The sequence below is a fragment of the Streptomyces sp. NPDC047022 genome (assembly GCF_040644155.1).
GTDB lineage: Bacteria > Actinomycetota > Actinomycetes > Streptomycetales > Streptomycetaceae > Streptomyces.
The window spans coordinates 218,479-244,873 of record NZ_JBEYVV010000007.1 but is presented as its reverse complement, the minus strand read 5'-3'; the positions used below and the strand labels follow the sequence as shown (position 1 = coordinate 244,873).

The window sequence follows — 26,395 nt, the reverse complement described above, 5'->3', positions numbered from 1 at the left end:
ACCGGCCACGACACGCAGAGAGTTCATCCGCCCGCATACCCGCAGGGAAGCACCAGGCCACCGACCCTACAAGGCACCTGACAAAGCCCTACTAGGTGATGGCTTCTCAGGTATGCCGAGACCAGAAGGCGACGAACACGATGTAGGAGATGGCGGCGGTGGCCACGAACCAGAAGTAAGGATCACCGCTCCGTCCGGATGCCAGGTCACCGATAAAGGCGCTGAGATTCCCCACGGTAAGCACCACGCCTGTGCCGGCCCATGCTCGCCCTCCGATCCGAGCGAAGCGCTCGTCGGGAACCTTCTCGGTGAGGCCCTGATAGGTCTCGCTCCGGCGTCCCAGCAGCACTAAGGCAAGACTGCAGGCCGCCAGGATCCCGAAGGCCGCCAGGCCGAGAGCGAGGTGGCCGCCGAAAGTCGCGGCCGTGAGGCAGGCGACTCCGACGGCGAGGAAGAAGCCGGGGACGGACCACCTGGCTGTGTTACTGGTCATCTGCTGGGCTCTCATCGACATGAAACATCTCCTCAACGCTGACCTCGAAGAACTTGGCCATGGCCATGGCGAGCGGCAGGGAAGGTGTGTACCGCTCGGTCTCGATGGCGTTGATCGTTTGCCGTGAGACCCCGAGGGCCGTGCCTAGCTGGCCCTGGGAGAGTCCTCGTGATGACCGCAGTTCCCTGACACTGTTTCGCACGTGTAAAGCTTACTTGTCACCCCTCGATTGGTGTCAAGTGTGCTTTACATTGCTGGCGGATCTGCGGGTAAGGCGACGGTGGTGCGCAGGGCTGGTCAGGCGGCATGTGGCATCACGTAGCCGTGGGCGACGTCGTGGCGTTCTGCGGGACGGGCCTTGCGGCGGGTGAGCCGTCGCGTCATCAACGTGATGGCGGCCCAGGTGATCGGCGACTCCGACATCTGCGGGAGGCGTTCGTGGTCGCGGCAGTGTCGACGGGCCCGCATGATCCACGACCACAAGCGCTCGACCGCCCAGCGCCACGTCAGGCGGTGCGTGGGGCGAAGTCTGGGGTGGCTGATGAATTCGCGCCGCCTGGTGTGCGACTTCGAGACTCTGCCCGCCGGCAGCGTGTGGAATTATCCGCCGTCACGTGCGAGGGCCTTGCGGGCTGAGGTCCAGACGCGTTCGAACTCGGCCGCTGTGATTTCGGTGGCGGACTGGGTGTCCTGCCAGCCGTCCAGGGTGCCTTCGGCAAGGATGCCGTATTTGCGTTCGTAGTCGGCCATCGCTGTCCGGTCACCCTGGTCGCGGATGTCCAGGACCTCCCTCAGGGTGGCTGCGGTGACGGGTTGCAGGGTGGGGCCTTGCAGGTCGACGTGACGCAGTGCCCAGCTTTCTGCGTCGAGTTCGAAGTAGGACCAGGTGTCGAGTTCGTCGTAGTAGGAGCGGATCCATCGGGTGGCGTTGATTTGGGGGTTCCTTGGGAGCGGTGGGTCGGGGGACGGCAGGCAAGAAGCCGGCCCGCTATCCTGCCCGCCAACTCAAGCGCACAGCCCCGCCAAGTCAACGGCTCACTCGCCAGCTGAAGCGCTCAGTCACATCGGTGTGACCGAGAACTTTAGTTGGCGAATCATGGACTGAGACGCGCAAGTCGGGAGCGCGTGGAGAATCCTTGTTGGCAGATCATGAGAGGCATAGTTGGGGAATCATGAGCTTGGATGCTCACTGTGAGTGAGTGACGAGGTGAGCCGGTTCCTCGTCGGCGATGCCGAGCGCCCGGTGAACTCGATCCCGTAGGCGTCGGACGTTCGGGGTTGGGAAGAGGCGTCCGTTGTCAGTCCTGGGCGCTACCGTGACGCACGGAGGCGCTTGTTGCTGGTCGCAGTGAATTCTTCGGCTGCATCAAGAATCGTCCGCCAGCCTTAGGAGACGCGCATGACCGCTGCCCGCTTGATCGGCCGCCCTTGGCACGATGTAGACGGCCCCGTGCTTGTCGCGTCGGCAGCCGCTCTGCAGTTGATTCCTCAGAACATTCCGCGCCTTGTGAGATCAACACGGCCGTAGCGGGCGATCGTCTTGTTCAGCTGCTTCTCGTCGGCCGCCTCGACCAACTCGTTCACCAGCTTCGTGGCCAGCGTGTAGCGGACTCGGTAGCCCTTCATCGCGGCCTCGGTGCCCAGAGCGATGAGCACGTGGGACTTGCCGGTGCCGGAGTCATCGATCAGGCAGAGCGGCTGGCTCTTCTTGATCCACTCGCAGGAGGCGAGGGTGTTCACGGTGGCCGGGTCGATGTTGGGGTTGGCCTCGAAGTCGAAGGTCCGCAGCGACTTCTCCCTTGGGAACCGGGCTGCCTTGATCCGCCGTTCCGAGCGGCGGCGGGCTCGGTCGTCACACGAGGAACTCGCGGTCACGCAGCTCTCGAGCACCGCACACGCCGAAGTGGGCGGCGACTTCGTTCTCAGGGTCTGCGTCCACCATGCGTCCAGGAATCCGGTCACTGCCCCAGCCTGCGCGCGGGGCCACCGCGACCAGCCTGCCGCGGCCAGTCCACGGGCCATGAGATCGGACTCGGCGGCGGGGCAGCCGTGTCTGACCCAGTACGAGCAGGGCGGTGCGAGGGTCGTGGTGGTCCATGGTGCGTTCGACCTCAACTCCGTTCCCCTGCTGGCTGAGGCTCTGCAGGGCGCGGCCGCCACCCATGCGACGGTCGTCGTGGACGCGGCCGCACTGACCTTCGCCGACTCCACCGTCCTGAATCTGCTGCTGAACTTCCACCGCGGTCACCGTCTGCGTCTGGCCAGGCCCGCGCACCAGCTTCAGCGGGTGCTGGAGCTGACCGGCGCGGACCGGGTCCTGGACATCCGGCCCACGGTGGACGACGCGACCACGCCCTGACTCCGGCCGGGAGCGAGCCGACCGGCAGGCGCGGTATCCCGTGTGGCGCGCCACAACCAGCCAGCAGGCCAGCGTGGCCGGCGCACGATTTGCTTGCGGAGGGTGCCCGGAACGTTACGTGTACCGGCGCTTGCCAGGCCGCTACACCCAGCGGTGGCCCGCCCTGTCTCCAGAGCGGAGCGCAGTCGCGTTCGGTTGCTGCCGGTCACTGGCGCATGCCGCGCTGGTTGAGTTTGGGACGGGGTGCGGGGTGACCTTGGCGGCGCGGCGGTGGGTGCCGTCGAGCCTGACCGGCTTTCTGTCGACGGGCTTCACGTGTGTGCGGAGCGCGGCCGGGTGCCTTCGCACGCGGGGGAGCGCTGAGCTCCAGTCGAGGGTGGCGGCCGACCGGGCGCCCTGGGAGCGCGACGCACCCGTCGCCGGCTCACCCTCCGGCGGGGAGCCGATTCCGACGGTTTCCAGGAGCCGTTGCTGCGCGGTTGCAAGCTTGTCCTATCCGGCCCGTTGCCCGGCCGCTTTCACGTCCAGGTCCTCGCTCTGCACGGTCAGTTCACCGGGGCTCGTCGGGAGCGGCCCGCTCGCGTTCGGGTGGGCGAGGGTGAACCGGTAGGCCTGCTCTCAGGCGGTCTCCCGGGCCGGTCGTGTCGGTGTGCGGATTGCGTGCCGCGATGACAGTGAGCAGGGTGGCGACGAGGGCAAAGGCGCCGTAGCCGAGCGCGATCTTCTGTAGTGGCAGGGTGTGGGACAGTTGGCCGGCGATGAGGCTGGGGATGGTCGCGCCGCTGTAGCTGAGGAGATACACCACGGCGAAGATCGGTGCCCGGTCCTGCTGGCTGGCGGCATACAGCAGGCCGCGGGTGGTGCCGCTGATGGCGATGCCCTGCCCGGCCCCGGCGACGATGGTGGCGGCGACGAACAGCGCAAGTGTGCCGGTGGCGACCGCTGCGGTGATGCCGATCCAGCCGGCGGAGAAGGCCGCCATGCCGATGCGCTGCGCTCCCGCCGGTGCGAAGCGGCCGCTGAGGGGAGCGCCCAGAGCGCTCGGCGCCATGTATGCGGCGAACACAAGTCCGAGGGTGAGCGAACTGTGTGTGCGGAGCTGGTCTTCGACCAGTGCGGGCACGAAGGCTTGGTAGAAGGCCCCGGTGGCCCAGGTGGACAGAAGCACTGCAGCTGTGACGGCGAGCAGATGCCTGACCCGGGCCGGTACGTGGACGGTGGGCTTCAGTGATCGCCCTGTACCGGGGGTGGGGGGCACGGTGTCCGGGCTGATGGCGATGAGCACCGTGGAGAACAGGAGCAGACCGACGGAGATGAGGTAGATGAGGTCGCGTGGCCAGGGGCCGAACTGGACCAGGGCACCGGAGGCGATGGCACCTATGGCGAGGCCGAGCATGACGGTCTGGCTGGACGCCACGGAGGCGAGCCAGACCGGCCTGATGGGTGCGGTGTCGACGATGTAGGCGGTGAGGCTGCTGCTGGCCAAACCGGCACCCAGACCCATCAGGACTCGCCCGGCGATCAGGACCCCTATGTGATGCACGTTCAACAGCATCAGGCAGCCCAGCACGAGCAGGCCGAGACTGGCGAGAGCCGCGGGCCTTCGGCCCACATGGTTGGACAGCCGTCCCAGTACCAGCAGCGTGCTGATGGTGGCCGCGGAGTAGGCGACGACTGCCACCGAGATGCCCGCGTTGGTGAACCCGTCCTGGGCGCGGTAGATGTTGAACAGCGGGATCGTTGCGCCTACCGCGGCAAAGGTTGTCGTCAGGGACATCACCGCGGCCAGGAATGCGAGGCGGAACGCTCTGTCCTGACGATCTCCAGGGGGCGCTGGGGCCACCTTGTGCATGGAGCAATCTCCTCTTCTCGTTCTGAATCAGGCCCGCGCCAGCGGAGCCTTCGAAGGCGGGTGACCGGTGTTGCTGCGGGCGCACTCAGACGCCGCCGGCCGCGGCCCCTTGCGCCGAGAGGCCGACTGGTTGCGGACCTGCGCGTGTGGCCGAGCGAGCCGTGGGCGCCGGGCACCCGCGTGCTTCGCCAGCGACGTCCTTGAGAGGCGATGCCATCGGTTCGCCTGCCCGTCAATCATGCAGGAACAGGACGATTTAGTCCAGATATAAGTGCGTGCCCGCTCTCTCGCCATGCTCGACGCCTCTGTGTCAAGGACGTCTGCCGCCACGCCGTGGCACTCCCGCCTCTTCCATTTGGGACTGTGAAGTCCACTTCTGAGGGTTTAGGGTGAGGGCAGTGGCTTCAGGGCCGAGCCGGGATCACGGCAGTGCGCGCAGGATCGGCCGGCCCTTGGCTGGAGTGCCTCGTGCCGCGCAAAGGACGGGGTCGGCGACAGGGGGGCGTCTCATGAAGGCAATTGTGGTGAGGGAACAGGCGGCGGGAGCAGCCGGGATGACGCTGACCGAGCGTCCGGAGCCGCAGGCCGCGGGCAACGACGTCCTCGTTGAGGTTCATGCGTTGGGATTCACCCCGGGCGAGCTGGAGTGGCCCTCGACCTGGGTCGATCGTCTCGGCCGTGACAGGACGCCCTCGATCCCCGGCCGCGAGGTGGCCGGAGTGGTCAGCGCTCTCGGCTATGGCACGAGAGGGCTGTCGGTCGGGCAGCGAGTGTTCGGGCTGGCGGACTGGACGCGTGACGGCACCCTCGCGCAGTACGTCGCCGTCGAGGCACGGAACCTCGCGCCGCTGCCAGGCGATGTCGACTTCACGGTGGGCGCCAGTCTGCCGATCTCTGGCCTGACGGCCTGGCAGGGACAGTTCGTACACGGCCGCTTCCAGAAGGGGCAGAGCATTCTCGTCCACGGCCCAGCCGGCGGCGTCGGCTCGATGGCGACGCAGCTCGCCCGCCAGGCCGGCGCCTACGTCATCGGAACGGGCCGGGCCGCCGACCGGCAGGCCGCGATGGAAATTCGGGGCGCAGGAGTTCGTGGATATCGGCAGCGACGTACTGGAGGACGTCGGCAGCGTCGATCTGGTCTTCGACGTGATCGGTGGCGACATCGGGAAGCGGTCGGCGGGGCTGGTCCGGGCAGGCGGGATGCTGGTGACCATCGCCGGGCCGCCCGAGACGCGGCGCGAGGACGGCCAGGCGGTCGACTTCGTCGTCGAAGCCGACCGCACGCAGCTCGCCGAGGTCGTCCAGCGAGTCCGGGACGGGCGCCTGCGCACGAGCGTCGGCCAGGTCGTGACCCTCGACGACGGCGTTTCCGCTTTCAACCCCGCCGAGCGGGTCAAGGGCAAGATCATCGTTGTCCCGTGAGGCCACTGCACATGTCCGGACCCAACCCGCAAAGGAACACCGCATGACCGGCCCAACCGAGCCGAACCGCTCCAGCATCGACGACTTTGATGGTGCGGGCCCAGGCCTTCCCACTCCGGATCAGGCCGCCCCCACCGACGCCAGCCATGCCCCCCGTACCGGCGTGTTCGACTTCGACGTCGTCAACGACGAGAAGGCCGGTGTCTACGAGGCCAAGGCCGGTGGCAGGGGGGTGGCTGGACTGACCTATCAGGCGGCAGGGGAGAGCCGGCTCGTGCTGCTGGCCACTTCGGTGTTCCCCGAGTTCCGCAACCGGGGCATCGCCACCGAGCTGATCCGACGGGTCCTGGACGATGTGCGCGTGCAAGGAAAGACGGTCACCATCACGTGCCCGATCGTGCGTACCTTCATCGAGCACAACCCGGCGTACGCCGACCTCATCGACCCCGAGCACCCGGGAGCCGGTAGTCGGGCCCACCGGTCCTAGGCCCGCTCTTCACGCTTCCTGGGGGAAGGTATGACAGTGACGACGAGCGTCGAGGCCGAGGCGGACACCGCAGAGAACACCGCGACGCTCATCGCCGCAGGACCAGCGAGGTGGGGGCGGGGCGGGAGCTTGATGTCGTCCCTGACGCGGAGTCCCGACTGTCGGAGCCGCAGCGAACGCGGAGCTCTGGTGATGGTTCGTTGTGGCCACGTCATGTTGTTGACGACCTGGTGCGACGCGGCCTGCCCGGCTGGGGGCGTCAGGAAAGGATCCGCGTGAGCGCGGAGAGCGCCTGAGGCCACACGGTGTCGGAGGGCGTCCCATAGCCGACGACGAGGGCATCGGCCATGACGTGCTGGGATCGTGCGTGGCGGTACCGGGACAGGCCGGCCACTCTGAGTCCCTGCCGGGCAGCCGACTGAACGACGTGCTGCTCGGTCCCGGGCGGCAGGCTGAGCAGGGTGTGCAAGCCGGCCGCTGTCCCTGTGACGCGCACCTTCGGGGCGTGCTGGGCCAGGGCTGTGACGAGAGAGTTCCGCCGATCGCGGTAGCGCCGACGGGCAGCGCGTACGTGGCGGTTGTAGGCGCCAGAGGTGATGAATTCCGCCATGGTCAGCTGGCTCGATACCTCGCACGAGTCGATCTGGCCCTTGGCTGCGGCAGCTTCTTCGGCGAGCGTGGCAGGCAGCACCATCCAGGCCAGCCGCAGGCCGGGAGCAAGTGTGTGGCTGGCGGTACCCAGGTAGACCACGCAGTCCGGAGCGAGTGCCTGGAGCGCCCCGACAGCCTGGTGGCCGAACCGGAACTCACCGTCGTAGTCATTTTCCAGGACCAGCCCGCCTGTCCGTCTGGCCCAGTCCACGACGGCCGTGCGGCGATCGCGTTGGAGCGTCGTTCCCACAGGGAACTGGTGAGCCGGTGTGAGCAGGACTGCATCGGTGCCGTCCGGCGGGACGGGGTCGGTTCCGTGAGTGTCCAGGGGAAGCGGGAGGGTCTGCAGTCCGGCAGCAGCCAGCAGGTCGCGGTGCCTGCCTGGGCCGTAGGACTCGACGGCGACGTTCCTTGCCGCCCGACTGGCCAGGACTTCGCCCAGGATCTGCAGTCCGTGTGAGACGCCGGCGCAGATCAGTATGTGCTCCGGACTCGTGTAGACGCCGCGGGTTCGTACGAGATTTTCTGCGAGCGCGGCTCGTAGCTCCGGCTGGCCGCGGGGGTCACCGTAGCCGAACGCGTCGGCGGGTGCTGTGGCCATCGCGCGGCGTGTGGCCTTCAGCCACGCGGTGCGGGGGAAGGTGGTCAGGTCGGGGTTTCCCGGGAGCAGGTCGTGCGGCGGTTCACCAGGAGGCTCGGCCGCCGAGGGGACCAAGACCGGTCGCGTGACCGTCCTGTCCGTGACGAGTGTGCCCGAGCCCCTGCGGGCGGTAAGCCATCCCTCGGCGACGAGGTCGCCGTAGGCGTCAGCCACGGTGTTGCGGGCAAGCCCGAGGTCGGTGGCGAGCCGGCGGGAGGAGGGCAGCCGCGTCCCGGGCGCCAGGCGGCCGCTGCGGACGGCTTCGCGTACGGCTGTCGCCAGCGCGCCGCGCCCGCCTCGCCCGGCGCAGATCACATCGCTGTCCAGGGCCTGCCGTAGTCGGGCTGGACTGGTCGTACCGCGGTCGCTGTGGGGGTCGGCGTGCATGACGATGATCAGGCCCGTCCATAGGTGTGCGGATCCACGGGCTGTCGGGCCTTGGGAAGTCCGCCGACCACAAGACGGTAGGAGTCGATCACGAGTTCCTTCACCAGTTTCTCGTCAACGGTGCCTCCGCCTTCCACCGTGATCCAGTGCCGCTTGTTCATGTGATAGCCGGGGGTGATGTCCGCGTGCCGCTCCCGTAGGGCTGCGGCATCCTCCGGATCAGCTTTTAGAATCACCACAGGGTGCCCCGGCATATCCGTCATGAGCATGAAAACCTTGCCGCCCACCTTGTAGAGGTCCCAATCGGGGCCGAAACGATGCTCGACTTCGCCTCCGGGCAGCTCCACGGTGCAGTCGCCTGCGATCTTCTGCAGTTCCTGTCCGTCCATGGTGATCAACTCCTCTGACATCAAGTGCCCGACCGACCGGTCAGGGCTCCGAGGTGGTGTCTTGCGCATCGCCGCGCGAACGGTGTTTGCCGGCACGGTGGCAGCGGTGCCGGCAGCCGACGGCGGACCGGGACCGCTGCGCAACCGGCGCGACGCGGCCGCCAAGTCCGCGCGGGTCATGTCTGGCGCGTATACGGCTGTCCGTGCGGACGAACCAGGTCTTCCGCCGCGGACTCGTTCGCTGGCCATGGCGATGGCCGTAGCGGCGTCCAGGCGTTTGGTCCCGCTCTCTCTGGCGGGCGACAGGGTCCGCCGGGGCGGCTTGGTGCTGAGGCGGACCGTGGTGTGAGGGCATCGGCGACGTGTCCGTCAGCCGGTCGGTGCTCTGCGGGAGAGCCGGTCCCAGGGGCAGCGCTGGCGGAGGTCCCGGGCTTTCTCGACGGTCTGATGCCGTGGCACTGATGGTCTTGAGGTTCTGGGCCGACACAGGCGCGACGGATGCGAGGCCGTCGGCGCTGGGGTCCTCCCGTGCTTCCGTTGCCTTTGTGCTGCTGTTCAGGTCCAGAGCGTCCCGTTGGCTCAGCCGCGGACAGGTTCCGTCGACCGGGCTGCGGGAGCTGTCACTGTGTCGGCTCCGCGCTGGCCGGCGCCGGTCGGCGTCCGCGCAGACGCAGCCTGCGGCCGTCCGCAGGGTGCCATCGCCCGACACGTGATGTGCCGGGTTCGGGGCGTTCACCGGTTCGCCTGACCTTGAGCAACGCACTGCTAGGACAACGCGCTGCCGTGGGTGGCCGGCTCCGGCCTCGACTGCCCGTCTGCGTAGCCGGACGGGACCGACCCCCGGGAACTGGACGTCCACGTGCATGGTGCATACCGCCCTGGAGATTCTAGCGACGTTTGGGCTGCTCAGATGTCCGCAGGAGACTGCTCTCCAAACGTACCGCACACCAACCACGTTTCAGGACTAAATAGTCCCTTGAAGTGGGAAGGGCCGCTGCTTCTGAAGGGAGACTCGGACTTTGGGGGGCGCAGAATGAGGCGGCGGGCGCCTTCCGCCACCGCGAAACTCGTCCGGGCCGCCTACGGCCATCGGGAGGCGGAAACGGTCCGTGCCGGAGGCTGCGGCGCCAGCCGCCTGTGGTGGCGGCATCTGTCCTGGTGCCGCCCTGTCGCGAAGGCTCAGTTGCCTGACGGGCTTCCTGTCGGCGGACTCGCGTCTTCGGCGGATGCGGCATAGGTCTTGATGTGCCCGATCGCCATGTCCAGGGCGATCCTCATGGGTTTGACGTCCTGGGCTGTCTGCGCCAGGAGGTAGCCGCCCTGAAGGGCGGCCATGAGGCCGGTGGCGAGCTCTCCGGGATCTGCGTCGGAACGGAGGACTCCCGAGTCCTTCATTCGCTCAAGCCCTGTCTTGAGCAGTCCCTCCCAGCTGTCGAAGTGCCGGGCGAGCGCCTTGCGTGCCTCTTCGTCCTGATCGGCCAACTCGCTCGCAAGGGATCCGAGCGGGCATCCGTACGCCCCGTTCCGGAGGGCGTTGTGTTCGACCAGGACGTCCCGCCAGCGCTCCAGCCCGCGGAGAGAGTTGAGCCGCTCAAGTAGCTGGTGCTGGCGTTTGAGCAGTTCAGCAGCCTGCAATGCGACAACGTCCCGCACCAGTGCATCCTTGTCGGGGTAGTGACGGTAGAGCTGGGATTTGCTCGTTCCGCTGGCCGCCCTGACCTCGTCGAGGGTCGTGGAAGACACGCCCCTGACGTACATCATGTCGGCGGCAGCCCTCAAAATGCGCTCTCGAGTCGCCCGCCCGCGCTCGGTCAGCCGGGAATCGTTTCTGTCGCGCGCCTGTTCCGCCACGTAGGCCAGATTACCGCCGCGTAGGCTAGCAGGATTGAAAAGGGACCTCAAGGTCCCTTTTCTGGAGCCCCCGGTGGCCGAAGGGGGCGGCCAGAGTTGCACCCGACAGCGTGCGCTTGGGCTCTGGGCCGGGTACGGCCAAGGACGATCAAGACCTTGAGGGTCGGCTATGGGTCCAGAAGAGTCCTGCCGCCGTTCGTCCCTCGTCCGGTTGATCTGGGCCGGCGCAGGGGCATCGGCAACGCGCCGGCCCGCAAGGACGCGGCTGTCGCCGTCTCACCGGCCGAGCGGATTGCCGGGAAGGCGATCATCGGCGGCGCCCGCCGGTGTGGCCCGAGCGGGGCCGATCGTTCCAGCCGGTCGTGGCGGAGGGAGACGAGTCTCTCGCGCTGCGAACGTGGCTCAACGGGGAGCGAAGCAGGCGATGTGGTCCAGGGCCATGTCCAGCGCGACGGCCATCGGCTCGGAGCTGTGGGCGTTCTGTGCCAGCACGTACCCTCCTTGCAGAGCGGCCAGCAGGCCAGTGCTCAGGCGTTGTGGGTCCGCGTCCTCGGCGAGTGCGCCGAGGGTACGTAGCCTGGTCAGTGTTCCAACGAGCATCCCTTGCCAGGCGTCGAGTGATGCATTGAGGGCCTGGCGGGACTGTTCATCGCTGTCGGACAGCTCGCTCGACATCGCGCCCAGCGCGCATCCGTACGAGCCGTCCTGCAACGAATTGGCCTGTACCAGCGCGTCACGCCAGCGGCGGAGTCCGGTGAGGGTCTTCACGCCGCGCAGGCGCTGTTCCTCACGGGCGAGGACGAACTTCGACTGCATGTCGATCACGGCGTGGACCAGCGCGTGTTTGTCCTTGAAGTGGTTGTACAGCTGCGACTTGCTCGTTCCGCTCGCAAGCCGGACGTCATCGAGCGTGGTGGCACTGACGCCCCGGACGTAGAACAGCCTGGCCGCCGAATCAACGATCCGTGAACGGGTCTCCAGGCCGCGGGGTGTGCGGCGGATATCGCTGGTTGCGGACACGGTGTCTCCCTCGGGCACGTTGCTCACTCGTGCAGCTCGGCCGTGGAGCGCTCCACAAGCGCGCCGGCCTCGATCTCCAGGCCGCATCAGTTGTGGCACCGATATGACCATAAGGGCTGATCGGCGGAAGGGGAGGATCTTGTGATTCTTCCCGCAGGTGTCGATGGTGACCCGGCCGGTAAGCCGCGACCGGGCCAGCACGGTAGTCCTGCGGCCGTCCGCTGCGGCGTGCCGGTGTTGGGGATCTGCTGGACTTCCCCGGCGAAATCCTCGTCCAGGGTTCCCGTCCAGACGGAGTCGCGGAGCGGTCTGCGCAGCGGCGTCCGGGGCCGCACCGCGGTAGGCGGCGAGGCGGCGCAGCACCCTGGCGCCGATGGCCTGTGCCGGGACAGGCGTGTCACCCGGTACCTCCCCGTGCAGGGATGTGAGAAGCAGATGCAGGCAGAGCCGGCAGCTCTTGGCGTCGCTGCTGCCGAGCCCTCTCGCAGCTTGGACTAAATAGTCCATTAAATCAATCGATCCGGATAGAGAACGGCCGGTATGGCGCGGCTTGGCGCCCCGTGATCCGATCGGAACGACCACCCATAACAAGTACCATGTAAGCCTCTGACCTGCGTATTTGTTGGCATGGCCCTGTCGCGACGCGCCACCGAGCGGCCTGGCGGATGCCATCCCTTCTGCAGGTTGCGCAAAATTTTCTGGTCTGTATAGTCCTTTCTATGTGGTGCCCGAGGTGGTGAAGCACTCCAGAACGCGGCACCGACGGAGTCGCCCCTCTTCCCACAGGCCGCCGCGCGCAACCGCACTCGACAGACAAGGTTGCAGCCGGCGCACGAGGAGCCTGCGGCGCAGCTCCGAAACAGTGAGCCCGTCTCGGGCTCGACGACCATTCATACGCAGATCGGAGGTCGATTCGCCGTGTCACGACTGAACGTTCCCGCTCCAGAGGATGTGCCTGCCGGCGCACAGCAGATACTCGACAACGTTGGTGCCCAGCTGGGCTTCGTCCCGAACATGTTCAAGACCCTCGCGTCGAACCCGGCCGTTCTCGAAGCCGTCACGACTATGCAGGGCACCCTGAGCCGGGTTCTCGACGGCAGGACACGGCACAGCATCGCGCTGGCCGTGTCACAGGCCAACGGCTGCGGTTACTGCTTGGCGATGCACACCCACGTCGCGACCGAATTCGGCGGCATGTCGAGCGACGACATCGAACTCGCCCGCGCCGGGAGCTCGGTCGATCCCAGACGTGCGGCGGCCGCTCGTTTCGCGCAGCAGCTGGTCGAGAGCCGCGGCCGGGTCAGCGATGCCGACCTCGCGGATGTGCGGCACGCCGGATACACCGACGCTCAGATCCTGGGGATCGTCACGGTGGCGGTGCAGTTCCTGCTCACCAACTTCATCAACAACGTCAACCAGACCGACCTGGACCTCCCCGCCGTCGACTCGGTCGACACCGCGGTGCCCCAGTGAACCCTCACCCCGATCCGCGGGCGCCCCACGCCGCATGCAACGGCGTGATCGAGCACGTGCTCCGCCCCTGGCGTCCAGTCGTGCAGGCGAAGGACTGGAACGAGATCGTCCACAGCTCGCATCAACTCATCCGCTGAGACCGGGCGGCTTCAAGGCCCCACGCGCCCGTCGACCACGCCCTACCCGCGGTCGTTCTCACCGTGATGATCATTCAGGAAGGCTCGACATGCCCGGCTCCGAACTCCATGAGAAATTCATGGCGCTGCACACCCGCGACGGTGGCCTCGTCATGCCCAACGCCTGGGACGGTCTCTCGGCGCTGATGCTGGCCGAAGCCGGCTTCGAGGCGATCGCGACATCGTCCGCGGCGATCGCCGCCACACTCGGGCGTCTCGACGGCCGTCACCAGGTCAGCCGCGAAGAGCACCTTGAGCATGCGCGGCTCCTCGGCCGTCTCACAGGGCTGCCCGTCAATGGAGACTTCGAGGACGGATACGGCGACATGCCTGAAGACGTCGCGGCGACCGTTGGGGCCGCCGTGGAGTCCGGCCTGGCCGGTATCGGCGTGGAGGACACCTCGGGCGATCCCGACCGGCCGATCCGCGACTTCGACGAAGCAGTCAATCGCGTACGGAGCGCCGTTGCCGCTTCAAAGGGACGCATCGTCGTCACCGGCCGCACCGACAACTTCATCCAGGGGCGGCCCGATCTCGACGACACCATTCGGCGTCTGACCGCCTTCGCCGAGGTGGGCGCCGATGTGGTCTACGCGCCGTTCCCACCCGACCTCGACGCACTCGTCGCGATCGTCACCGCCGTCGCCCCGACACCGGTCAACGTCCTGGTGTCCCCGGCAGACCAGGTCCTGACCGTCGCTGAACTGCAGCAGGCCGGCGTCAAGCGCATCAGCCTGGGTCCGCTGCTCTACACCCACGCGATGGGGGCCCTCGAAGAGGCCACGAAGTCGCTCCTCGCGGGCAACCTCGCCTCCGCGACAACGGGCATGAACTTCGACCGCGTCAACGAACTGCTAGCCCGCGGCAACAACTAACCCGATCAGCACAACCGACTCTTCAGTACATGATCACAAGAACAGGCAGGATGACATGGATCTCGGCAAGCTCATGAACAAGCACCTCACCAGGTACTTCGACCCCAGCAAGACGATCCCGGAAGAGACACTTCAGCAACTGCTGGGCTTCCTGCGCTCGACGCCATCGTCGACGAATGTGCAGCCCAACCACTTCTACGTCCTCGCCACGCCGGAAGGCAAAGAGAGACTGGCCGCCAACCTCGGCGAGCGATTCCAGGACAACAGCGAGAAGATCCTGAACGCCTCGCACACCGTCATCCTCACCACCAGGGCGGACCTGCCCGAGGGCCACCTCCAGGCGGTGTTCGACAAGGAGAGGGCCGACAGCCGGTTCCCCGACCCGGTGAAGCAGGCGCGATGGGAGTCGATGACCCGCGACTTCCTCAACCTGCGCAACTACGGCTACAAGGACGTGAACCACTGGATGGAGAAGCAGACCTACCTTGCAATGGGTCTGACCATGATGGCGGCCGCGGAGCTCGGCGTCGAAGCCATGCCGCTCGAAGGGTTCGACCCGACCAGCGTCGACAAGGCGTTCAAGATCCGCGAAACCGGACACACCACGACCGTGCTCCTGGCCCTCGGCTACCCCGACCCCTCGAAGGTGTACAGCAGCCCGATTTCGCGATTCGAAACCGACCAGCTGTTCACGTTCGTCTGACCAGACTACGGGTCCGGGAATGACCGTGCCCCAGGTCCGCAAGAGCGGACGCCCCTGGTCCTCGGGGCCGGCTTCACCCCGCAAAGTCAGACCGGCGGCCAGCGCCTCGGCTCAGCACGATGCTGCTGGTGACAGGCGTCCACGAGTACCAGAACACTCCCTGGGGAAAGCCACCACCCCATCGGTCGGCTGCAGCCTCCACAGCGCCTCGGCGAACCACGACGTACTGCTCGGCGATTGCGGCGGCACGACCCCGTCGGGTTCAGACAGATGGCGGCAAGTACGCCCGCGGCGCGGAACCTCTCGTCGGCAAAAGGCTGCCGACTAAAGCACTGGGGACATGGAACCGGCCGGTCGGACGGAGCGCGGGGACAAAGATCTACTGTTAGGGCGGGCGGAATGTCCCATTCGACACCGCCGCCGGATTTGGTTTTCCGGCCTGTACATCCAAGTCGGCCGGACAGAGTGAGAGGGCAAAGATCCACTATGAAGGCGTGCGGAGTATCCAGGGCACAGCCGGAAGTCACCCTGCTGGAACTGCCGGAGCCGACGCCTCCCGGGCCGGGCCAGATCCTGGTCGCGGTTGAGGCCGCCGGGGTTGGGCCGTGGGACGTTCTGGAAATCGATTCCAGTTGGGACGTGGGGCTACGCCCCCCGGCGGCACTGGGAGTGGAGGGCGCCGGCAGCGTGCTGGCCGTCGGTCCGGGTGTCACCCGGTTTTCCGTAGGCGACCGGGTGCTCGCGCACGAAGCCCCGCTCCCCGGAGGAAGCGGTTTCTGGTCCGAACGCATCCTGATCAACGCGGATCACGCGGCGGCCTGCCCACCAGACCTGGACGCCGCCCACGCCGCAGCACTGCCCGTCAACGGGCTCACCGCGCTCCAGGCTTTGGAGAAGCTCGACCTCAGCCGAGGGCAGCGGCTCCTGATCACCAACGGAGCCGGGGCTACAGGAGCCCTGGCCGTCCAACTCGCCGCCACCCAGGGCATCGAGGTGACCGCGACCGCGTCTGCCACCGCTGCAGAGCGTCTGCTTGGTCTGGGAGCGAGGGAAGTCGTCGACTACCACGACCCGCACTGGCCGACCAAGGTACGCGACGGGTTCGACGCTGCCCTCATCATCGCCGCCGGCACGGCAGTCGAGGCCCTGCCCTTGGTGCGGGACGGCGGCCGACTGTGCTCCCTGACCTCGGACGCGCCCGCAGAGGAACGAGGCATCACGAGCTGGGACCTCTACATCGAGCCCAACGGCGCTCAGCTTGCCCAACTGGCCGAGCAAGCCGCAGCTGGAACCTTGAAGCTCGCACCGGAACCCTTGCCGCTCAGCGAAGGACCGGCCGCATTCACTCGGGTCGTTGCCGGACGGGCCGGCGGCAAGAAGATCGTGCTCATTCCGGGGTGAGCGGCCCGGGCACCGTCCGATGCCGATGCTGGGTCACTGTGCGCGCAGGGCACGAGCGGTGCGACCGCGTATCGGCGGGCTCACGCAGTGACAAGACTTCGAAGCATCCCACCTGGCGGCCGCGTTGACCGCATGGAAGCCGTCCGTCTGCTCACCAGCGCCGGCCAGCAGCAGGCAGATCCGGCCGGACCAGCCACGCACTCGGTTGAGGTGACGGGGGTGTCGGCGCAGGCATCACGAGATCGGACCAGCGAAGCGCTAACGGCCGCCCGCACTTTCTGCAGTGAAGCCGGAGGTCTCATCGGCACCAGCCTGAACCTGAAGGGTCTGCTACGGCCGCGACGGTCGGACTCTGCCAGTCGGTCGAAGATGACGGCACATGGTGGCGCCCGGCATGCACACCGTCCACGTCGCGAAGAGGACGGACGGAGCTTGTACAGAAGGAGGAAACCCAAATGAAAGCGATCGTGGTCACGGACCCCGCCGCCGGAACCGCGGGGATGACGCTGGTGGAACGGCCCGATCCGGATCCGGCGCGACTCACCAGTCTTGACGGCGCAAACTACGGAGATGTTGTCGTCGAAGTTCACGCATCGGGATTCACAGGGGACGAACTGGAATGGCCCTCGACCTGGGTCGACCGTCTCGGCCGGGATCGGACTCCCTCGATTCCTGGACACGAGGTGGCAGGCGTGGTCACCTCTCTCAGCTACGGAACGGCAGGGTTGTCGGTCGGGCAGCGCGTGTTCGGCCTCACGGAGTGGACCCGCGACGGCACCCTCGCGCAGTACGTCGTCGTCGAGGCACGCAACCTCGCCCCGCTGCCCGGCGACATCGAATTCACCGTCGGCGCGAGCGCCGCGATGACGGGACTGACCGCCTGGCAGGGACTGTTCGAGTACGGCCACCTCTCAGCGGGGCACAGCGTGCTCGTGCACGGCGCCGCCGGCGCAGTCGGATCGATGGCCGCTCAGCTCGCGCGAGAAGCCGGTGCGTACGTCATCGGCACCGGCCGCGGCGCCCATCGCCAGAGTGCACTCCACTTCGGCGCACACGAGTTCATCGACCTCGACAACGACACGCTGGAAGACGTCGGTGGAGTCGACTTCGTCTTCGACGTATTCGGCGGAGACGTCGGTGCCCGATCGGCCCGGCTGGTGCGAGGTGGAGGAACCTTCGTGACCGTCACCGGCCCGCCGGAGGTGCGGCCGACCGACGGCCTGGCGGTCGACTTCGTAGTCGTCCCGGATCGCGCTCAGCTGGGCGAGATCGCCCGGCGGGTGCAGGAGGGACGACTGCGGACACACATCGGCCAGGTCGCGAGCCTCGACGACGCCGTCGCCGCCTTCAACCCGTCCCAGAAGGTCAACGGAAAGACGATTATCCGCATGCGGTGAAGGCGTGGACGACATCTCACGCAACCCGAGATGGTAGGAGTGTCGTCGGGCGTACAGGCCTGGCCGCACAGGAAGGTGGCGCGCCACCGGGTCTCCCGGGCCCACGAGATGCAATCCCGGAGCACCGTCAACGTGAACGGGCCGTCGATCTGAGTCATGTGCTGCTGGTATGCCCTCACGCGACGCATTGCAGCGGGCTTCTGTTGCGCGGCGCCTCACTGCACCCGCACGAGCACAGCTTCCCGCATGCAGATCAGGTGCCCGGGGCTATCGCGCACGCTGAGACGCAGACCCAGGTCCCCCCACGCTTCTGATACGTGTCCGTGTAGAGGGCCTCCTGCTCGGATCCATCAGCGAGCACGGTGTACTTGCTGCGGCCGTGTATTAGCGCAACGTCACTGAGGATTCGGATCTTGACGTCATCTACCGACAGGTCCTTGAAAGGACGCGGCTTAGCGATGTATTCCAAGAATTCGGCACGGTTCCGTGTGACGCCCGGAGTCTGCACGATAAAGTCCTCGGCAAGGAACTCGCTGAACCGCTTGACGTCGTTGTGCTGATCCGACTGGACGTAGTCGTTGTTCAGCTGCTCAAGGGTTGCCAGATCCTCGGAAGATGGCTTGAAGTCATTCATCTTCCCTGTTCCATCTGCGTAGGCTCGATTTCCCTTTTGGGATGGATTCTCGATCCGCGGTTGTATGCCTTGGGGCGGATGACCTGCACAGAAGGCGTAGGTCACGTGTCAGCAGGTGCACGATGGTTGGTCACCGCCGGCCACATCTCAAAATGAGTCTACCCGTACTTCCTGAACTCCCGAGGCTAAGGCCGTATGCGGTGCGGGCCTACGCTCATCGAGCAGCACTGCACAATGGGCAATGCAAAATAACAGAATGTGTACATTGGTAGAATGCAAAGCAGGGGCGAGGAGATGCAGTCTCCTCGTCGGGGAATTTCGAAGGCGAGCGCCGCCGGCCCGGGCGCCTTGACCGTCAATTCTTCTCCTGCGACCCAGCGTTCGCAGCAGTCATCTGGAGCCCTTCCATGCGCGTGTTCGTCACCGGAGCCAGCGGCAGCATCGGCTCAGTTGTAGTTCCCGAACTCATCGCTGCAGGTCACGAAGTCCTCGGCCTCGTCCGTTCCGACGCCGCAGCCGCGGACGTCGCCGCCGCTGGTGGGACACCGCTTCGCGGCGACCTCACCGACTTGGACAGCCTCCGCACCGGCGCCACGCAGGCCGATGGTGTCATCAACCTCGCCTTCAGCAACGACTGGAACAACTTGGAGCAGGGTATCGACGAGGAAGGGCGCGCCGTCCAGACCCTCGCGGCGGCACTCGCAGGCAGTGGCAAGCCGTTCGTGCATGCCGGCCTCACACCGATGATGCCAGGCCACATCTCGACCGAGGAGGACCGCAACACCACAGTCGGTCCTGTCGGTGGCCGCGGTCGCACCGCCGACGCGGTGCTGGCGCTGGCAGCCCAGGGTGTCCGATCCTCCGTCGTGCGGCTGCCACGCTCCGTGCACCAGCGTGGGGTGCAGTACGGCTTCTGTTCGGTGCTCATTGCCGCCGCGCAGAAAACAGGCGTGTCGGCGTACGTAGGAGACGGCGCCCAGCGATGGCCAGCGGTTAACCGGCGGGACGCCGCCGTGCTGTTCCGCATCGCACTCGAGGACGCTACGCCGGGCACGGTCCTTCACCCGGTAGCCGACGAAGGCGACACCATGAGGTCGCTCGCCGAGACCATTGCCGGTGTCCTCGCGGTGCCGGTCGAGTCGGTCCCGCCTGAGCGCTTCGGCGTTATCGGTCGCGTATTTGCCCTTGACATGCCATCGTCGAGTGCACTGACCCGGGAACGATTTGGCTGGCAACCCACCCGTCCAAGCCTGATCGACGACCTCGCTGCCGGCGACTATCCTGCATGATCCGCGACGACGTGGAGCCCCCCCCGCCGACCCACGAGACACGCGTGGACCCGCAGGGAGGAACGTCACCGCCGTCTCCGTTGAAGGCCACTGCAGGCGTACCGCGACAGAGAGAGTTGTACCTTCTCGTCGGTCCCAACACGATCCCCGTGCCACCGCGAGATCGCTGCCAGACTCCGGTAGGCGATGCCATCACCTCATTCTGTGGATACCCTTTTAAAGGACAACAAAATCATATACCTCGAAGATGGGTAGTGAGGGGCGAATGGACGCCTCGGACGAAATTCTTCAGATGGCCACACCGTCGGCTCTTTTGACCCTGGACGGAGCCATCCGCCGCCTCAACGCGCCAATGGCCAGGGTGCTGGGCAGGCCAGTGGAGCAGTGTGTGGGTCATAAGTTTGGTGATCTATTGCCCGCGAGTCAGTTGCCCGCAGCCGAGAGCCTCGTTTCTCACGCCGCCACGACAAAGACGGTTGCGATGCGATTGCTGGAATTCCCAGGGCCAGCTTCAGCATCCGTCGTCTGCCTTGTCGAGGCGCGACGAGTAAATGACCCGGTAGGCGGCGGGGCGCTGGTGTGGGTGCACTCCCTGAACTCAGGAAATGGCCGGGACGGGCTGTTGGTCCCGTTCCGTCTGGCAGCCAAGGCCGCCAACCCTCGGTCTCTGCATGTATTCACCGCAGGAGCGCACGCTGGAGTGGCTGGGAGGCGCACCTGCCTTGGCGGCGCTGTTCCCGAAGGCCTCAATGCCGTTGTCCGAGGTGGTTCGGCGAGTCCACCCTGACGACCGCCGTGTTCTTCGGCGGCTCGTGCATTTGACGGCTGCCCGGTCCCCCTGGCTCAGGTTGCGGTTCCTCAGGTTGCGTCCTGAGAAGTGGTGTACGGGTTCGACCTGATCCGGGGGTTTGCTCCGGCGTTGGGATGGTGCCCGCATAGATGAACGGCCACCGGCTGATCTTCGAGGTGTCGAAGCTCGAAGGAGATCAGCACGATGACCGCACCAGACAGTCTGCCCCTGCACGTCCTCGCCGAGGACAACCTCGCCGCGGCGAGTCCCGATCTGCTGCGCGCGATGGTCAAGACGTTCGCCGACGCGCTCATGTCCGCGGAGGCCGACGCCCTCTGCAACGCGGAATACGGGCAGGTCAGCGACGAACGCGTCAACCACCGCAACGGCTACCGCTCACGCGAGTGGGCGCCAGCCCGCGATCACCGAGTACCGCCAGCCGCATGCCGCCGCCACCTCCCTGGCCGCCGCGAACTTCAGTGCGTCCTCGTCTTTGACCAGCTCCATCGGGCGGACGTCCAGCAGCCACATTCCTCCATCGATCACGGCCAGGAAGTCCGGGATGTGCCAGGACGACCCGCCCGCATGCTCGAAGTCCAGCCGGAACGGCTGCGACAGCACCTCCGATGCGCCCAAGAAGTCCAGCGCGACCAGCAGCCGCATCTCTTCCAGCGACTCGAAGCCGTGCGTCCTGCCCGTTGACGTCATCACCTCAAGCCCGGGGCGATGCCGCTGCTTCGCTCGCCAGGTGAACCCTCGCATCGGCCGGGACGACAGCATCGGCACCTGAGCCATGTCCCGGACCGGCCAGCAGACCTCGTCGGCACCCACCCGCCATGTCGAGCTCCATCGACGCGACCAGTTGTCCCCAAGTAGCAGCCGATCCCGCAGACCGGCACCCCCGTCGTACGCCGTGACAAGCTGTTCCAGATGACTTGAATCCGACGGGATCTTCGCGTTCGGTGCCTCGCCCACGCACCCACGGCAGCACCCCCCGACCGGCAGCGGGGACCATTCTTCGGAACTGACCGCCACGCAGCGCTACGGGACCAAGATTCGCCAACTAGCGTGCTCGTTTGCCAACTAAAAATCTCGGTCGCAATCGGATCGCCTTCGTCGGCGTTCGCCTGATTGCATAAATCTGCATCGATACGTATAGTCATGCCATCGAGGAGGAGGGTTCGATGACGGTACGCGCGGCGGTGGCCGGAGCCAGCGGATACGCGGGAGGAGAGCTGCTGCGTCTGCTTCTCGCACACCCGGAGGTGGAGATCGGCGCCCTGACCGGGAACTCCAACGCCGGACAGCGGCTCGGCGCGCTGCAGCCGCATCTGCTGCCCCTCGACGACCGGGTGCTCGAGGAGACCCGCACCGACGTGCTCGCCGGGCATGACATCGTCTTCCTCGCCCTGCCCCACGGCCAGTCCGCCCCCGTCGCCGAGCAGCTCGGACCCGATGTCCTCGTGATCGACATGGGCGCCGACTTCCGGTTGAAGGACGCGGCCGACTGGGAGCGGTTCTACGCCTCACCGCACGCCGGGACCTGGCCCTACGGCCTCCCTGAACTACCGGGTGCCCGCGCAGCGCTGGAGGGGTCCAAGCGCATCGCGGTACCCGGTTGCTACCCCACGGCCGCCACGCTCGCGCTCTTCCCCGCGTACGCCGCCGGGCTCGCCGGGAACGAGGCCGTGATCGTCGCCGCCTCCGGCACCTCCGGCGCCGGCAAGGCACCCAAGCCCCACCTGCTCGGCAGCGAGGTCATGGGGTCCATGTCGCCGTACGGCGTCGGCGGCGTCCACCGGCACACCCCCGAGATCGTCCAGAACCTCAGCGCGGCCGCCGGGGACAGGGTCTGCGTCTCCTTCACGCCGACCCTCGCACCGATGCCCCGGGGCATCCTCGCCACATGCAGCGCCAAGGCACGCGACGGCGTCACCGCCGAGGCCGTCCGCACCGCCTACGAGAAGGCCCTCGCCGACGAGCCCTTCGTCCACCTGCTCCCCGAGGGACAGTGGCCCGCCACCGCGTCCGTCTACGGTTCCAACGCCGTTCAGCTGCAGGTCGCATACGACGCCGCCGCGCACCGCATCATCGCGATCAGCGCCATCGACAACCTGACCAAGGGCACCGCGGGCGGTGCCGTACAGAGCATGAACATCGCCCTCGGGCTCGACGAGACCACCGGGCTTTCCACGATCGGAGTCGCACCGTGAGCGTCACGGCAGCACAAGGGTTCCGGGCCGCGGGCATCGCGGCGGGGATCAAGGAGAACGGCAAACCCGATCTGGCTCTCGTGGTCAACGACGGGCCGCGCCGCGCCGCCGCGGGCGTCTTCACGTCCAACCGTGTGAAGGCCGCCCCCGTGCTGTGGTCGGAACAGGTGCTGAAGACCGGCCGGATCTCGGCGGTCGTCCTCAACTCCGGCGGTGCCAACGCCTGCACGGGCCCCAGGGGGTTCCAGGACACCCATGCCACCGCCGAGAAGGCCGCCGACACCCTCGCGCTCGGCGCCATCGAGGTCGCCGTCTGTTCCACCGGGCTCATCGGAGTGCAGCTCCCCATGGACAAGCTGCTCCCGGGCATCGAGACCGCCGCCGCCCAGCTCTCGGAGTACGGCGGTGAGAAGGCTGCCATCGCCATCAAGACCACCGACACCGTCCACAAGACGTCCGTCGTGGCCAAGGACGGCTGGACCGTCGGCGGCATGGCCAAGGGAGCCGGCATGCTCGCGCCCGGGCTCGCCACCATGCTGGTGGTCCTCACCACGGACGCCGACGTCGACAGCGGGACGCTGGACGCGGCCCTGCGCGCCGCCACCGAGGTCACCTTCGACCGCGTCGACTCCGACGGCTGCATGTCCACCAACGACACCGTGCTGCTGCTCGCCTCCGGAGCCTCGGGGGCCACCCCGGACGCCGATGAGTTCACCGAGGCCGTGCGCGCCGTCTGCGACGACCTCGGACAGCAGCTCATCCGCGACGCCGAGGGCGCCAGCAAGGACATCAGGATCGAGGTGGTGGGAGCCGCGACCGAGGAGGACGCCGTGGAGGTGGGCCGCTCCATCGCCCGCAACAACCTCCTCAAGTGCGCGATCCACGGAGAGGACCCCAACTGGGGCCGCGTCCTCTCGGCGATCGGGACCACCAAGGCCGCCTTCGAGCCCGACCAGCTCAATGTCGCCATCAACGGCATCTGGGTCTGCAAGAACGGCTCCGTCGGCGAGGACCGCGACCTCGTGGACATGCGCTACCGAGAGGTGCACATCGTCGCCGACCTCGCCGCCGGCCCCGAGACCGCCACCATCTGGACCAACGACCTCACCGCCGACTACGTCCACGAGAACAGCGCCTACTCCTCATGAGCGATCCGACCAGTGCCGGAGCGACCCGCAAGCACACCGCCCTGCCCAAGGCCCAGATCCTCATCGAGGCACTGCCCTGGCTGACCCGGCACCACGGCAGGACGGTCGTCATCAAGTTCGGCGGAAACGCCATGGTGAACGAGGAGCTCAAGGCCGCCTTCGCCCAGGACGTCGTCTTCCTGCGGCACGCCGGCCTCAAGCCCGTCGTCGTCCACGGCGGTGGCCCCCAGATCAGCGCCGCGCTCGACCGGCACGGCATCGTCAGCGAGTTCAAGGCGGGCCTGCGCGTCACCACCGAGGACGCCATGGACGTCGTACGCATGGTGCTCGCCGGACAGGTGCAGCGCGAGCTGGTCGGGCTGCTCAACCAGCACGGCCCGCTCGCCGTCGGACTGACCGGCGAGGACGCGCACACCATCACAGCCACCAGGCACCGGCCCGAGATCGACGGCGAACTGGTCGACATCGGGCGGGTGGGCGAGATCACCGCGATCGACACGGGCGCGATCGAGGCCCTCCTCGCCGACGGCCGCATCCCGGTCGTCTCCTCCATCGCCCGCAGTCAGGACGACGGACATGTCTACAACGTCAATGCTGATACGGCGGCTGCGGCACTGGCTGCGGCACTGGGCGCCGAAACCCTCATGGTCCTCACGGACGTCGAGGGCCTCTACGAGGACTGGCCCCGCAGTGACGAGGTGATCAGCCGCCTCACCGCCTCCGAGCTGGAGAAGCTGCTGCCGGAGCTGTCCTCCGGCATGGTGCCGAAGATGGAGGGCTGCCTGCACGCCGTGCGCAACGGCGTCAACACCGCCCGGGTCATCGACGGCCGGGTCCAGCACTCGATCCTGCTGGAGATCTTCACGGACGAGGGCATCGGCACGATGGTGCTGCCCGACGACAACGAGGGGGCCGTATGACCGGGACCGTTGCGACGAACGCCGAGCTCACCGAGCGGTGGCAGGGCGCGCTCATGAACAACTACGGCACCCCGCGGCTGTCCCTCGTCAAGGGCGAGGGCGCCCGGCTGTGGGACGCTGACGGCAGGGAGTACGCCGACTTCGTGGGCGGTATCGCGGTCAATGCGCTCGGCCACGCCCATCCCGCCGTCGTCGAGGCCGTCAGCAGGCAGATCGCGTCCCTCGGCCATGTCTCCAACCTGTTCATCGCCGAGCCGCCCGTAGCCCTCGCCGAACGGCTGCTCCAGCTCTTCGGCCGGGACGGCAAGGTGTTCTTCTGCAACTCCGGGGCCGAGGCCAACGAGGGCGCCTTCAAGATAGGCCGCCTGACCGGGCGCACCCACATGGTCGCCGCCCGGGGCGGATTCCACGGCCGCACCATGGGAGCCCTCGCCCTCACGGGCCAGCCCGGAAAGCAGGAGCCGTTCCTGCCGCTGCCCGGCGAGGTCACGCATGTCCCGTACGGCGACGCCCAGGCTCTGGCCGCCGCGGTCACCGAGGACACCGCCCTGGTGATCATCGAGCCAGTGCAGGGCGAGAACGGGGTGGTCGTCCCGTCCGCCGGCTACCTCAAGGCGGCCCGCGCGATCACCGCCGCCACCGGGGCGCTGCTCGTCCTGGACGAGGTGCAGACCGGGATCGGCCGCACCGGGCACTGGTTCGAGTACCAGGCGCACGAGGGCGTACTGCCGGACGTGGTCACGCTCGCCAAGGGTCTCGGCGGCGGACTTCCGCTCGGCGCCACCGTCGCCTTCGGCCGGGCCGCCGAGCTGTTCCAGCCCGGGCAGCACGGCACGACCTTCGGCGGCAACCCCGTCGCCTGCGCCGCGGGCCTCGCCGTCCTCGACACCATCGCGGCCGAGGGCCTGCTGGAGAACGTCAAGCGGCAGAGCGAGAAGCTGCGGGAGGGAATCGAGTCGCTCGGTCACCCGTTGATCGACCATGTCCGGGGCGCGGGCCTGCTCCTGGGTATCGTGCTCACCGAGCCACTCGCGCCCCAGGCGCAGCAAGCGGCTCAGGACGCCGGTCTCCTGGTGAACGCGCCCGCCCCGAACGTCGTACGGCTGATGCCGCCGCTGAACCTCGGCGATGACGAAGTGGAGGCGTTTCTCCGGGCGCTTCCCGGTGTTCTCGACGCAGTCAACGGGGACGGACGATCCGGAGAATGAGACGACGATGAGCCAGGAGCAGGACCAGGAACAGGAGCACACCGGGCCGGCCGTGCCGCAGACCCGTACCGCACGCCACCGGCGGATCGTGGACATCCTCAACCGTCAACCGGTGCGATCCCAGAGCCAGTTGGCGAAGCTCCTCGCCGACGACGGGCTGAACGTCACCCAGGCGACGCTCTCCCGGGACCTGGACGAGCTGAACGCGGTGAAGATCCGCAACACCGATGGCGACCTGATCTACGCGGTACCGAGCGAGGGCGGCTTCCGCACCCCGCGCGCGCCGCTGGGAGGGTCGGCCAAGGAGGAGCGGATGCGGCGTCTGTCCCAGGAACTGCTGATCTCCGCGGAGGCCTCGGCCAACCTTGTGGTCCTGCGTACTCCGCCCGGCGCGGCCCAGTTCCTCGCCTCAGCCATCGACCAGGCGGAACTGCACGACATCCTCGGCACGATCGCGGGCGACGACACCGTGATGCTGATCAGCCGGGACCCGGCCGGCGGGCAGGCACTGGCCGACCATCTGCTGCGGCTCGCGCAGAAGAACCACTGAGACGCGGGGGGCGTACCGGTGGCGGTACGCCCCCCGCCTCCTACGACCTCCCCCGCGACGGGGGAGG

The 26,395-nt window shown here is 67.4% G+C and carries 24 protein-coding genes and 4 pseudogenes; 16 read left to right on the top strand and 12 right to left on the bottom strand.

Translation table 11 applies throughout. The annotated features are described in order from the left end of the window. Positions 1-106: 106 nt before the first annotated feature. The 5 genes and pseudogenes from ABZ845_RS11480 to ABZ845_RS11460 form a co-directional block, all read right to left on the bottom strand. Positions 107-514, bottom strand: coding sequence for a hypothetical protein (locus ABZ845_RS11480; RefSeq protein WP_360976410.1), 408 nt, complete (start codon positions 512-514; stop codon positions 107-109). Then, positions 483-695 carry a helix-turn-helix transcriptional regulator gene (locus tag ABZ845_RS11475; RefSeq protein WP_360976407.1) on the bottom strand — a complete coding sequence of 71 codons (213 nt, stop codon included), beginning with the start codon at positions 693-695 and terminating at the stop codon, positions 483-485. The genes ABZ845_RS11480 and ABZ845_RS11475 overlap by 32 nt, the downstream gene beginning before the upstream one ends. 161 nt (positions 696-856) lie before the next feature. After that, positions 857-994: pseudogene (locus tag ABZ845_RS11470) on the bottom strand (IS5/IS1182 family transposase); the annotation flags it as partial. Positions 995-1,093: 99 nt separating this feature from the next. Next, complete coding sequence (locus ABZ845_RS11465; RefSeq protein WP_360976404.1) at positions 1,094-1,243, bottom strand: hypothetical protein; 150 nt, start codon at positions 1,241-1,243, stop codon at positions 1,094-1,096. A 762-nt stretch (positions 1,244-2,005) separates the two neighbouring features. Next, positions 2,006-2,515: pseudogene (locus tag ABZ845_RS11460) on the bottom strand (ATP-binding protein); the annotation flags it as partial. Between ABZ845_RS11460 and ABZ845_RS11455 the strand changes: the two are divergent. Continuing rightward, entirely contained in the window at positions 2,514-2,852 is a 339-nt protein-coding gene (locus tag ABZ845_RS11455) for an STAS domain-containing protein (RefSeq protein WP_360976401.1), read from the top strand. The pseudogene ABZ845_RS11460 and the gene ABZ845_RS11455 sit on opposite strands and share 2 nt — an antisense overlap. A 550-nt stretch (positions 2,853-3,402) precedes the next feature. On the opposite strand, the gene ABZ845_RS11450 is transcribed toward ABZ845_RS11455, so the two are convergent. Further along, complete coding sequence (locus tag ABZ845_RS11450; RefSeq protein ID WP_360976398.1) at positions 3,403-4,629, bottom strand: MFS transporter; 1,227 nt, start codon at positions 4,627-4,629, stop codon at positions 3,403-3,405. A gap of 584 nt (positions 4,630-5,213) precedes the next feature. Here ABZ845_RS11450 and ABZ845_RS11445 point away from each other — a divergent pair. Next, positions 5,214-6,126 (top strand): annotated as a pseudogene (locus tag ABZ845_RS11445) (NADP-dependent oxidoreductase). Between the two features lie 43 nt (positions 6,127-6,169). Continuing rightward, positions 6,170-6,613, top strand: coding sequence for a GNAT family N-acetyltransferase (locus ABZ845_RS11440; protein ID WP_360976395.1), 444 nt, complete (start codon positions 6,170-6,172; stop codon positions 6,611-6,613). Positions 6,614-6,872: 259 nt separating this feature from the next. On the opposite strand, the gene ABZ845_RS11435 is transcribed toward ABZ845_RS11440, so the two are convergent. The 4 genes from ABZ845_RS11435 to ABZ845_RS11420 form a co-directional block, all read right to left on the bottom strand. Beyond that, positions 6,873-8,291: a PLP-dependent aminotransferase family protein gene (locus ABZ845_RS11435; RefSeq protein WP_360976392.1), complete on the bottom strand. Its 1,419-nt coding sequence runs from the start codon at positions 8,289-8,291 to the stop codon at positions 6,873-6,875. A gap of 8 nt (positions 8,292-8,299) precedes the next feature. Next, complete coding sequence (locus ABZ845_RS11430; protein WP_360976440.1) at positions 8,300-8,680, bottom strand: MmcQ/YjbR family DNA-binding protein; 381 nt, start codon at positions 8,678-8,680, stop codon at positions 8,300-8,302. Positions 8,681-9,859: 1,179 nt separating this feature from the next. Continuing rightward, a complete protein-coding gene (locus ABZ845_RS11425) occupies positions 9,860-10,531 on the bottom strand; it encodes a TetR/AcrR family transcriptional regulator (RefSeq protein WP_360976389.1) in 672 nt (223 codons plus the stop codon). A gap of 402 nt (positions 10,532-10,933) precedes the next feature. Beyond that, positions 10,934-11,551 (bottom strand): TetR family transcriptional regulator, encoded by a 618-nt coding sequence (locus tag ABZ845_RS11420; protein WP_360976386.1) that lies wholly within the window; start codon positions 11,549-11,551, stop codon positions 10,934-10,936. Between the two features lie 918 nt (positions 11,552-12,469). Here ABZ845_RS11420 and ABZ845_RS11415 point away from each other — a divergent pair. The 5 genes from ABZ845_RS11415 to ABZ845_RS11395 all read left to right on the top strand — a co-directional run bounded on the left by ABZ845_RS11415 (position 12,470) and on the right by ABZ845_RS11395 (position 17,576). Next, positions 12,470-13,024, top strand: coding sequence for a peroxidase-related enzyme (locus ABZ845_RS11415; RefSeq protein ID WP_360976383.1), 555 nt, complete (start codon positions 12,470-12,472; stop codon positions 13,022-13,024). Positions 13,025-13,250: 226 nt separating this feature from the next. Then, positions 13,251-14,075 carry an isocitrate lyase/phosphoenolpyruvate mutase family protein gene (locus ABZ845_RS11410; protein WP_360976380.1) on the top strand — a complete coding sequence of 275 codons (825 nt, stop codon included), beginning with the start codon at positions 13,251-13,253 and terminating at the stop codon, positions 14,073-14,075. 55 nt (positions 14,076-14,130) lie between these two features. After that, positions 14,131-14,778, top strand: a complete 648-nt coding sequence (locus ABZ845_RS11405; protein ID WP_360976377.1) for a nitroreductase family protein — start codon at positions 14,131-14,133, stop codon at positions 14,776-14,778. Between the two features lie 270 nt (positions 14,779-15,048). Further along, positions 15,049-16,179, top strand: a complete 1,131-nt coding sequence (locus ABZ845_RS11400; protein ID WP_360976374.1) for an NADP-dependent oxidoreductase — start codon at positions 15,049-15,051, stop codon at positions 16,177-16,179. A 455-nt stretch (positions 16,180-16,634) separates the two neighbouring features. After that, positions 16,635-17,576 carry an NADP-dependent oxidoreductase gene (locus tag ABZ845_RS11395; protein ID WP_360976371.1) on the top strand — a complete coding sequence of 314 codons (942 nt, stop codon included), beginning with the start codon at positions 16,635-16,637 and terminating at the stop codon, positions 17,574-17,576. A 253-nt stretch (positions 17,577-17,829) separates the two neighbouring features. Here ABZ845_RS11395 and ABZ845_RS11390 read toward each other — a convergent pair whose 3' ends face one another. Then, a complete protein-coding gene (locus ABZ845_RS11390) occupies positions 17,830-18,210 on the bottom strand; it encodes a nuclear transport factor 2 family protein (protein WP_360976368.1) in 381 nt (126 codons plus the stop codon). Positions 18,211-18,617: 407 nt separating this feature from the next. On the opposite strand from ABZ845_RS11390, the gene ABZ845_RS11385 reads away from it, so the two are divergent. From ABZ845_RS11385 to ABZ845_RS11375, 3 genes and pseudogenes are all read left to right on the top strand, one after another. After that, the gene (locus ABZ845_RS11385; protein WP_360976365.1) at positions 18,618-19,499 is read left to right on the top strand and encodes an SDR family oxidoreductase; all 882 of its coding nucleotides are present in this window, start codon (positions 18,618-18,620) and stop codon (positions 19,497-19,499) included. Positions 19,500-19,746: 247 nt separating this feature from the next. Then, positions 19,747-20,286, top strand: coding sequence for a PAS domain-containing protein (locus ABZ845_RS11380; RefSeq protein WP_360976362.1), 540 nt, complete (start codon positions 19,747-19,749; stop codon positions 20,284-20,286). Between the two features lie 207 nt (positions 20,287-20,493). Continuing rightward, positions 20,494-20,697: pseudogene (locus tag ABZ845_RS11375) on the top strand (transposase); the annotation flags it as partial. Here ABZ845_RS11375 and ABZ845_RS11370 read toward each other — a convergent pair. Further along, positions 20,686-21,264 (bottom strand): hypothetical protein, encoded by a 579-nt coding sequence (locus ABZ845_RS11370; protein ID WP_360976443.1) that lies wholly within the window; start codon positions 21,262-21,264, stop codon positions 20,686-20,688. The pseudogene ABZ845_RS11375 and the gene ABZ845_RS11370 overlap by 12 nt on opposite strands. A gap of 209 nt (positions 21,265-21,473) precedes the next feature. Here ABZ845_RS11370 and argC point away from each other — a divergent pair, with 209 nt between their 5' ends. Genes argC through ABZ845_RS11345 form a run of 5 tightly spaced genes read left to right on the top strand, consistent with a single transcriptional unit; the run spans position 21,474 to position 26,328 of the window. Continuing rightward, positions 21,474-22,502: an N-acetyl-gamma-glutamyl-phosphate reductase gene (gene argC / locus ABZ845_RS11365; protein ID WP_360976359.1), complete on the top strand. Its 1,029-nt coding sequence runs from the start codon at positions 21,474-21,476 to the stop codon at positions 22,500-22,502. After that, the gene (gene argJ / locus ABZ845_RS11360; protein ID WP_360976356.1) at positions 22,499-23,650 is read left to right on the top strand and encodes a bifunctional glutamate N-acetyltransferase/amino-acid acetyltransferase ArgJ; all 1,152 of its coding nucleotides are present in this window, start codon (positions 22,499-22,501) and stop codon (positions 23,648-23,650) included. The genes argC and argJ overlap by 4 nt, the downstream gene beginning before the upstream one ends. Beyond that, a complete protein-coding gene (argB, locus tag ABZ845_RS11355) occupies positions 23,647-24,570 on the top strand; it encodes an acetylglutamate kinase (RefSeq protein ID WP_360976353.1) in 924 nt (307 codons plus the stop codon). Before argJ ends, argB begins: the two co-directional genes overlap by 4 nt. Continuing rightward, positions 24,567-25,778, top strand: coding sequence for an acetylornithine transaminase (locus ABZ845_RS11350; protein ID WP_360976350.1), 1,212 nt, complete (start codon positions 24,567-24,569; stop codon positions 25,776-25,778). The genes argB and ABZ845_RS11350 overlap by 4 nt, the downstream gene beginning before the upstream one ends. Positions 25,779-25,785: 7 nt before the next feature. Next, on the top strand, positions 25,786-26,328 hold the full coding sequence (locus ABZ845_RS11345; protein ID WP_360976347.1) for an arginine repressor: 543 nt from the start codon (positions 25,786-25,788) through the stop codon (positions 26,326-26,328). The last annotated feature ends 67 nt before the right edge of the window (positions 26,329-26,395 follow it).

Excerpts from the sequence above, each read along its gene's own strand:
- ABZ845_RS11480 (WP_360976410.1), bottom strand. The coding sequence starts at position 514 with ATGTCGATGAGAGCCCAGCAGATGACCAGTAACACAGCCAGGTGGTCC.
- ABZ845_RS11465 (WP_360976404.1), bottom strand. The coding sequence starts at position 1,243 with ATGGCCGACTACGAACGCAAATACGGCATCCTTGCCGAAGGCACCCTG.
- ABZ845_RS11455 (WP_360976401.1), top strand. The coding sequence starts at position 2,514 with ATGAGATCGGACTCGGCGGCGGGGCAGCCGTGTCTGACCCAGTACGAG.
- ABZ845_RS11450 (WP_360976398.1), bottom strand. The coding sequence starts at position 4,629 with ATGTCCCTGACGACAACCTTTGCCGCGGTAGGCGCAACGATCCCGCTG.
- ABZ845_RS11440 (WP_360976395.1), top strand. The coding sequence starts at position 6,170 with ATGACCGGCCCAACCGAGCCGAACCGCTCCAGCATCGACGACTTTGAT.
- ABZ845_RS11435 (WP_360976392.1), bottom strand. The coding sequence starts at position 8,291 with ATGCACGCCGACCCCCACAGCGACCGCGGTACGACCAGTCCAGCCCGA.
- ABZ845_RS11430 (WP_360976440.1), bottom strand. The coding sequence starts at position 8,680 with ATGGACGGACAGGAACTGCAGAAGATCGCAGGCGACTGCACCGTGGAG.
- ABZ845_RS11410 (WP_360976380.1), top strand. The coding sequence starts at position 13,251 with ATGCCCGGCTCCGAACTCCATGAGAAATTCATGGCGCTGCACACCCGC.
- ABZ845_RS11405 (WP_360976377.1), top strand. The coding sequence starts at position 14,131 with ATGGATCTCGGCAAGCTCATGAACAAGCACCTCACCAGGTACTTCGAC.
- ABZ845_RS11400 (WP_360976374.1), top strand. The coding sequence starts at position 15,049 with ATGGCGGCAAGTACGCCCGCGGCGCGGAACCTCTCGTCGGCAAAAGGC.
- ABZ845_RS11395 (WP_360976371.1), top strand. The coding sequence starts at position 16,635 with ATGAAAGCGATCGTGGTCACGGACCCCGCCGCCGGAACCGCGGGGATG.
- ABZ845_RS11390 (WP_360976368.1), bottom strand. The coding sequence starts at position 18,210 with ATGAATGACTTCAAGCCATCTTCCGAGGATCTGGCAACCCTTGAGCAG.
- ABZ845_RS11385 (WP_360976365.1), top strand. The coding sequence starts at position 18,618 with ATGCGCGTGTTCGTCACCGGAGCCAGCGGCAGCATCGGCTCAGTTGTA.
- ABZ845_RS11380 (WP_360976362.1), top strand. The coding sequence starts at position 19,747 with ATGGGTAGTGAGGGGCGAATGGACGCCTCGGACGAAATTCTTCAGATG.
- argC (WP_360976359.1), top strand. The coding sequence starts at position 21,474 with ATGACGGTACGCGCGGCGGTGGCCGGAGCCAGCGGATACGCGGGAGGA.
- argB (WP_360976353.1), top strand. The coding sequence starts at position 23,647 with ATGAGCGATCCGACCAGTGCCGGAGCGACCCGCAAGCACACCGCCCTG.
- ABZ845_RS11350 (WP_360976350.1), top strand. The coding sequence starts at position 24,567 with ATGACCGGGACCGTTGCGACGAACGCCGAGCTCACCGAGCGGTGGCAG.
- ABZ845_RS11345 (WP_360976347.1), top strand. The coding sequence starts at position 25,786 with ATGAGCCAGGAGCAGGACCAGGAACAGGAGCACACCGGGCCGGCCGTG.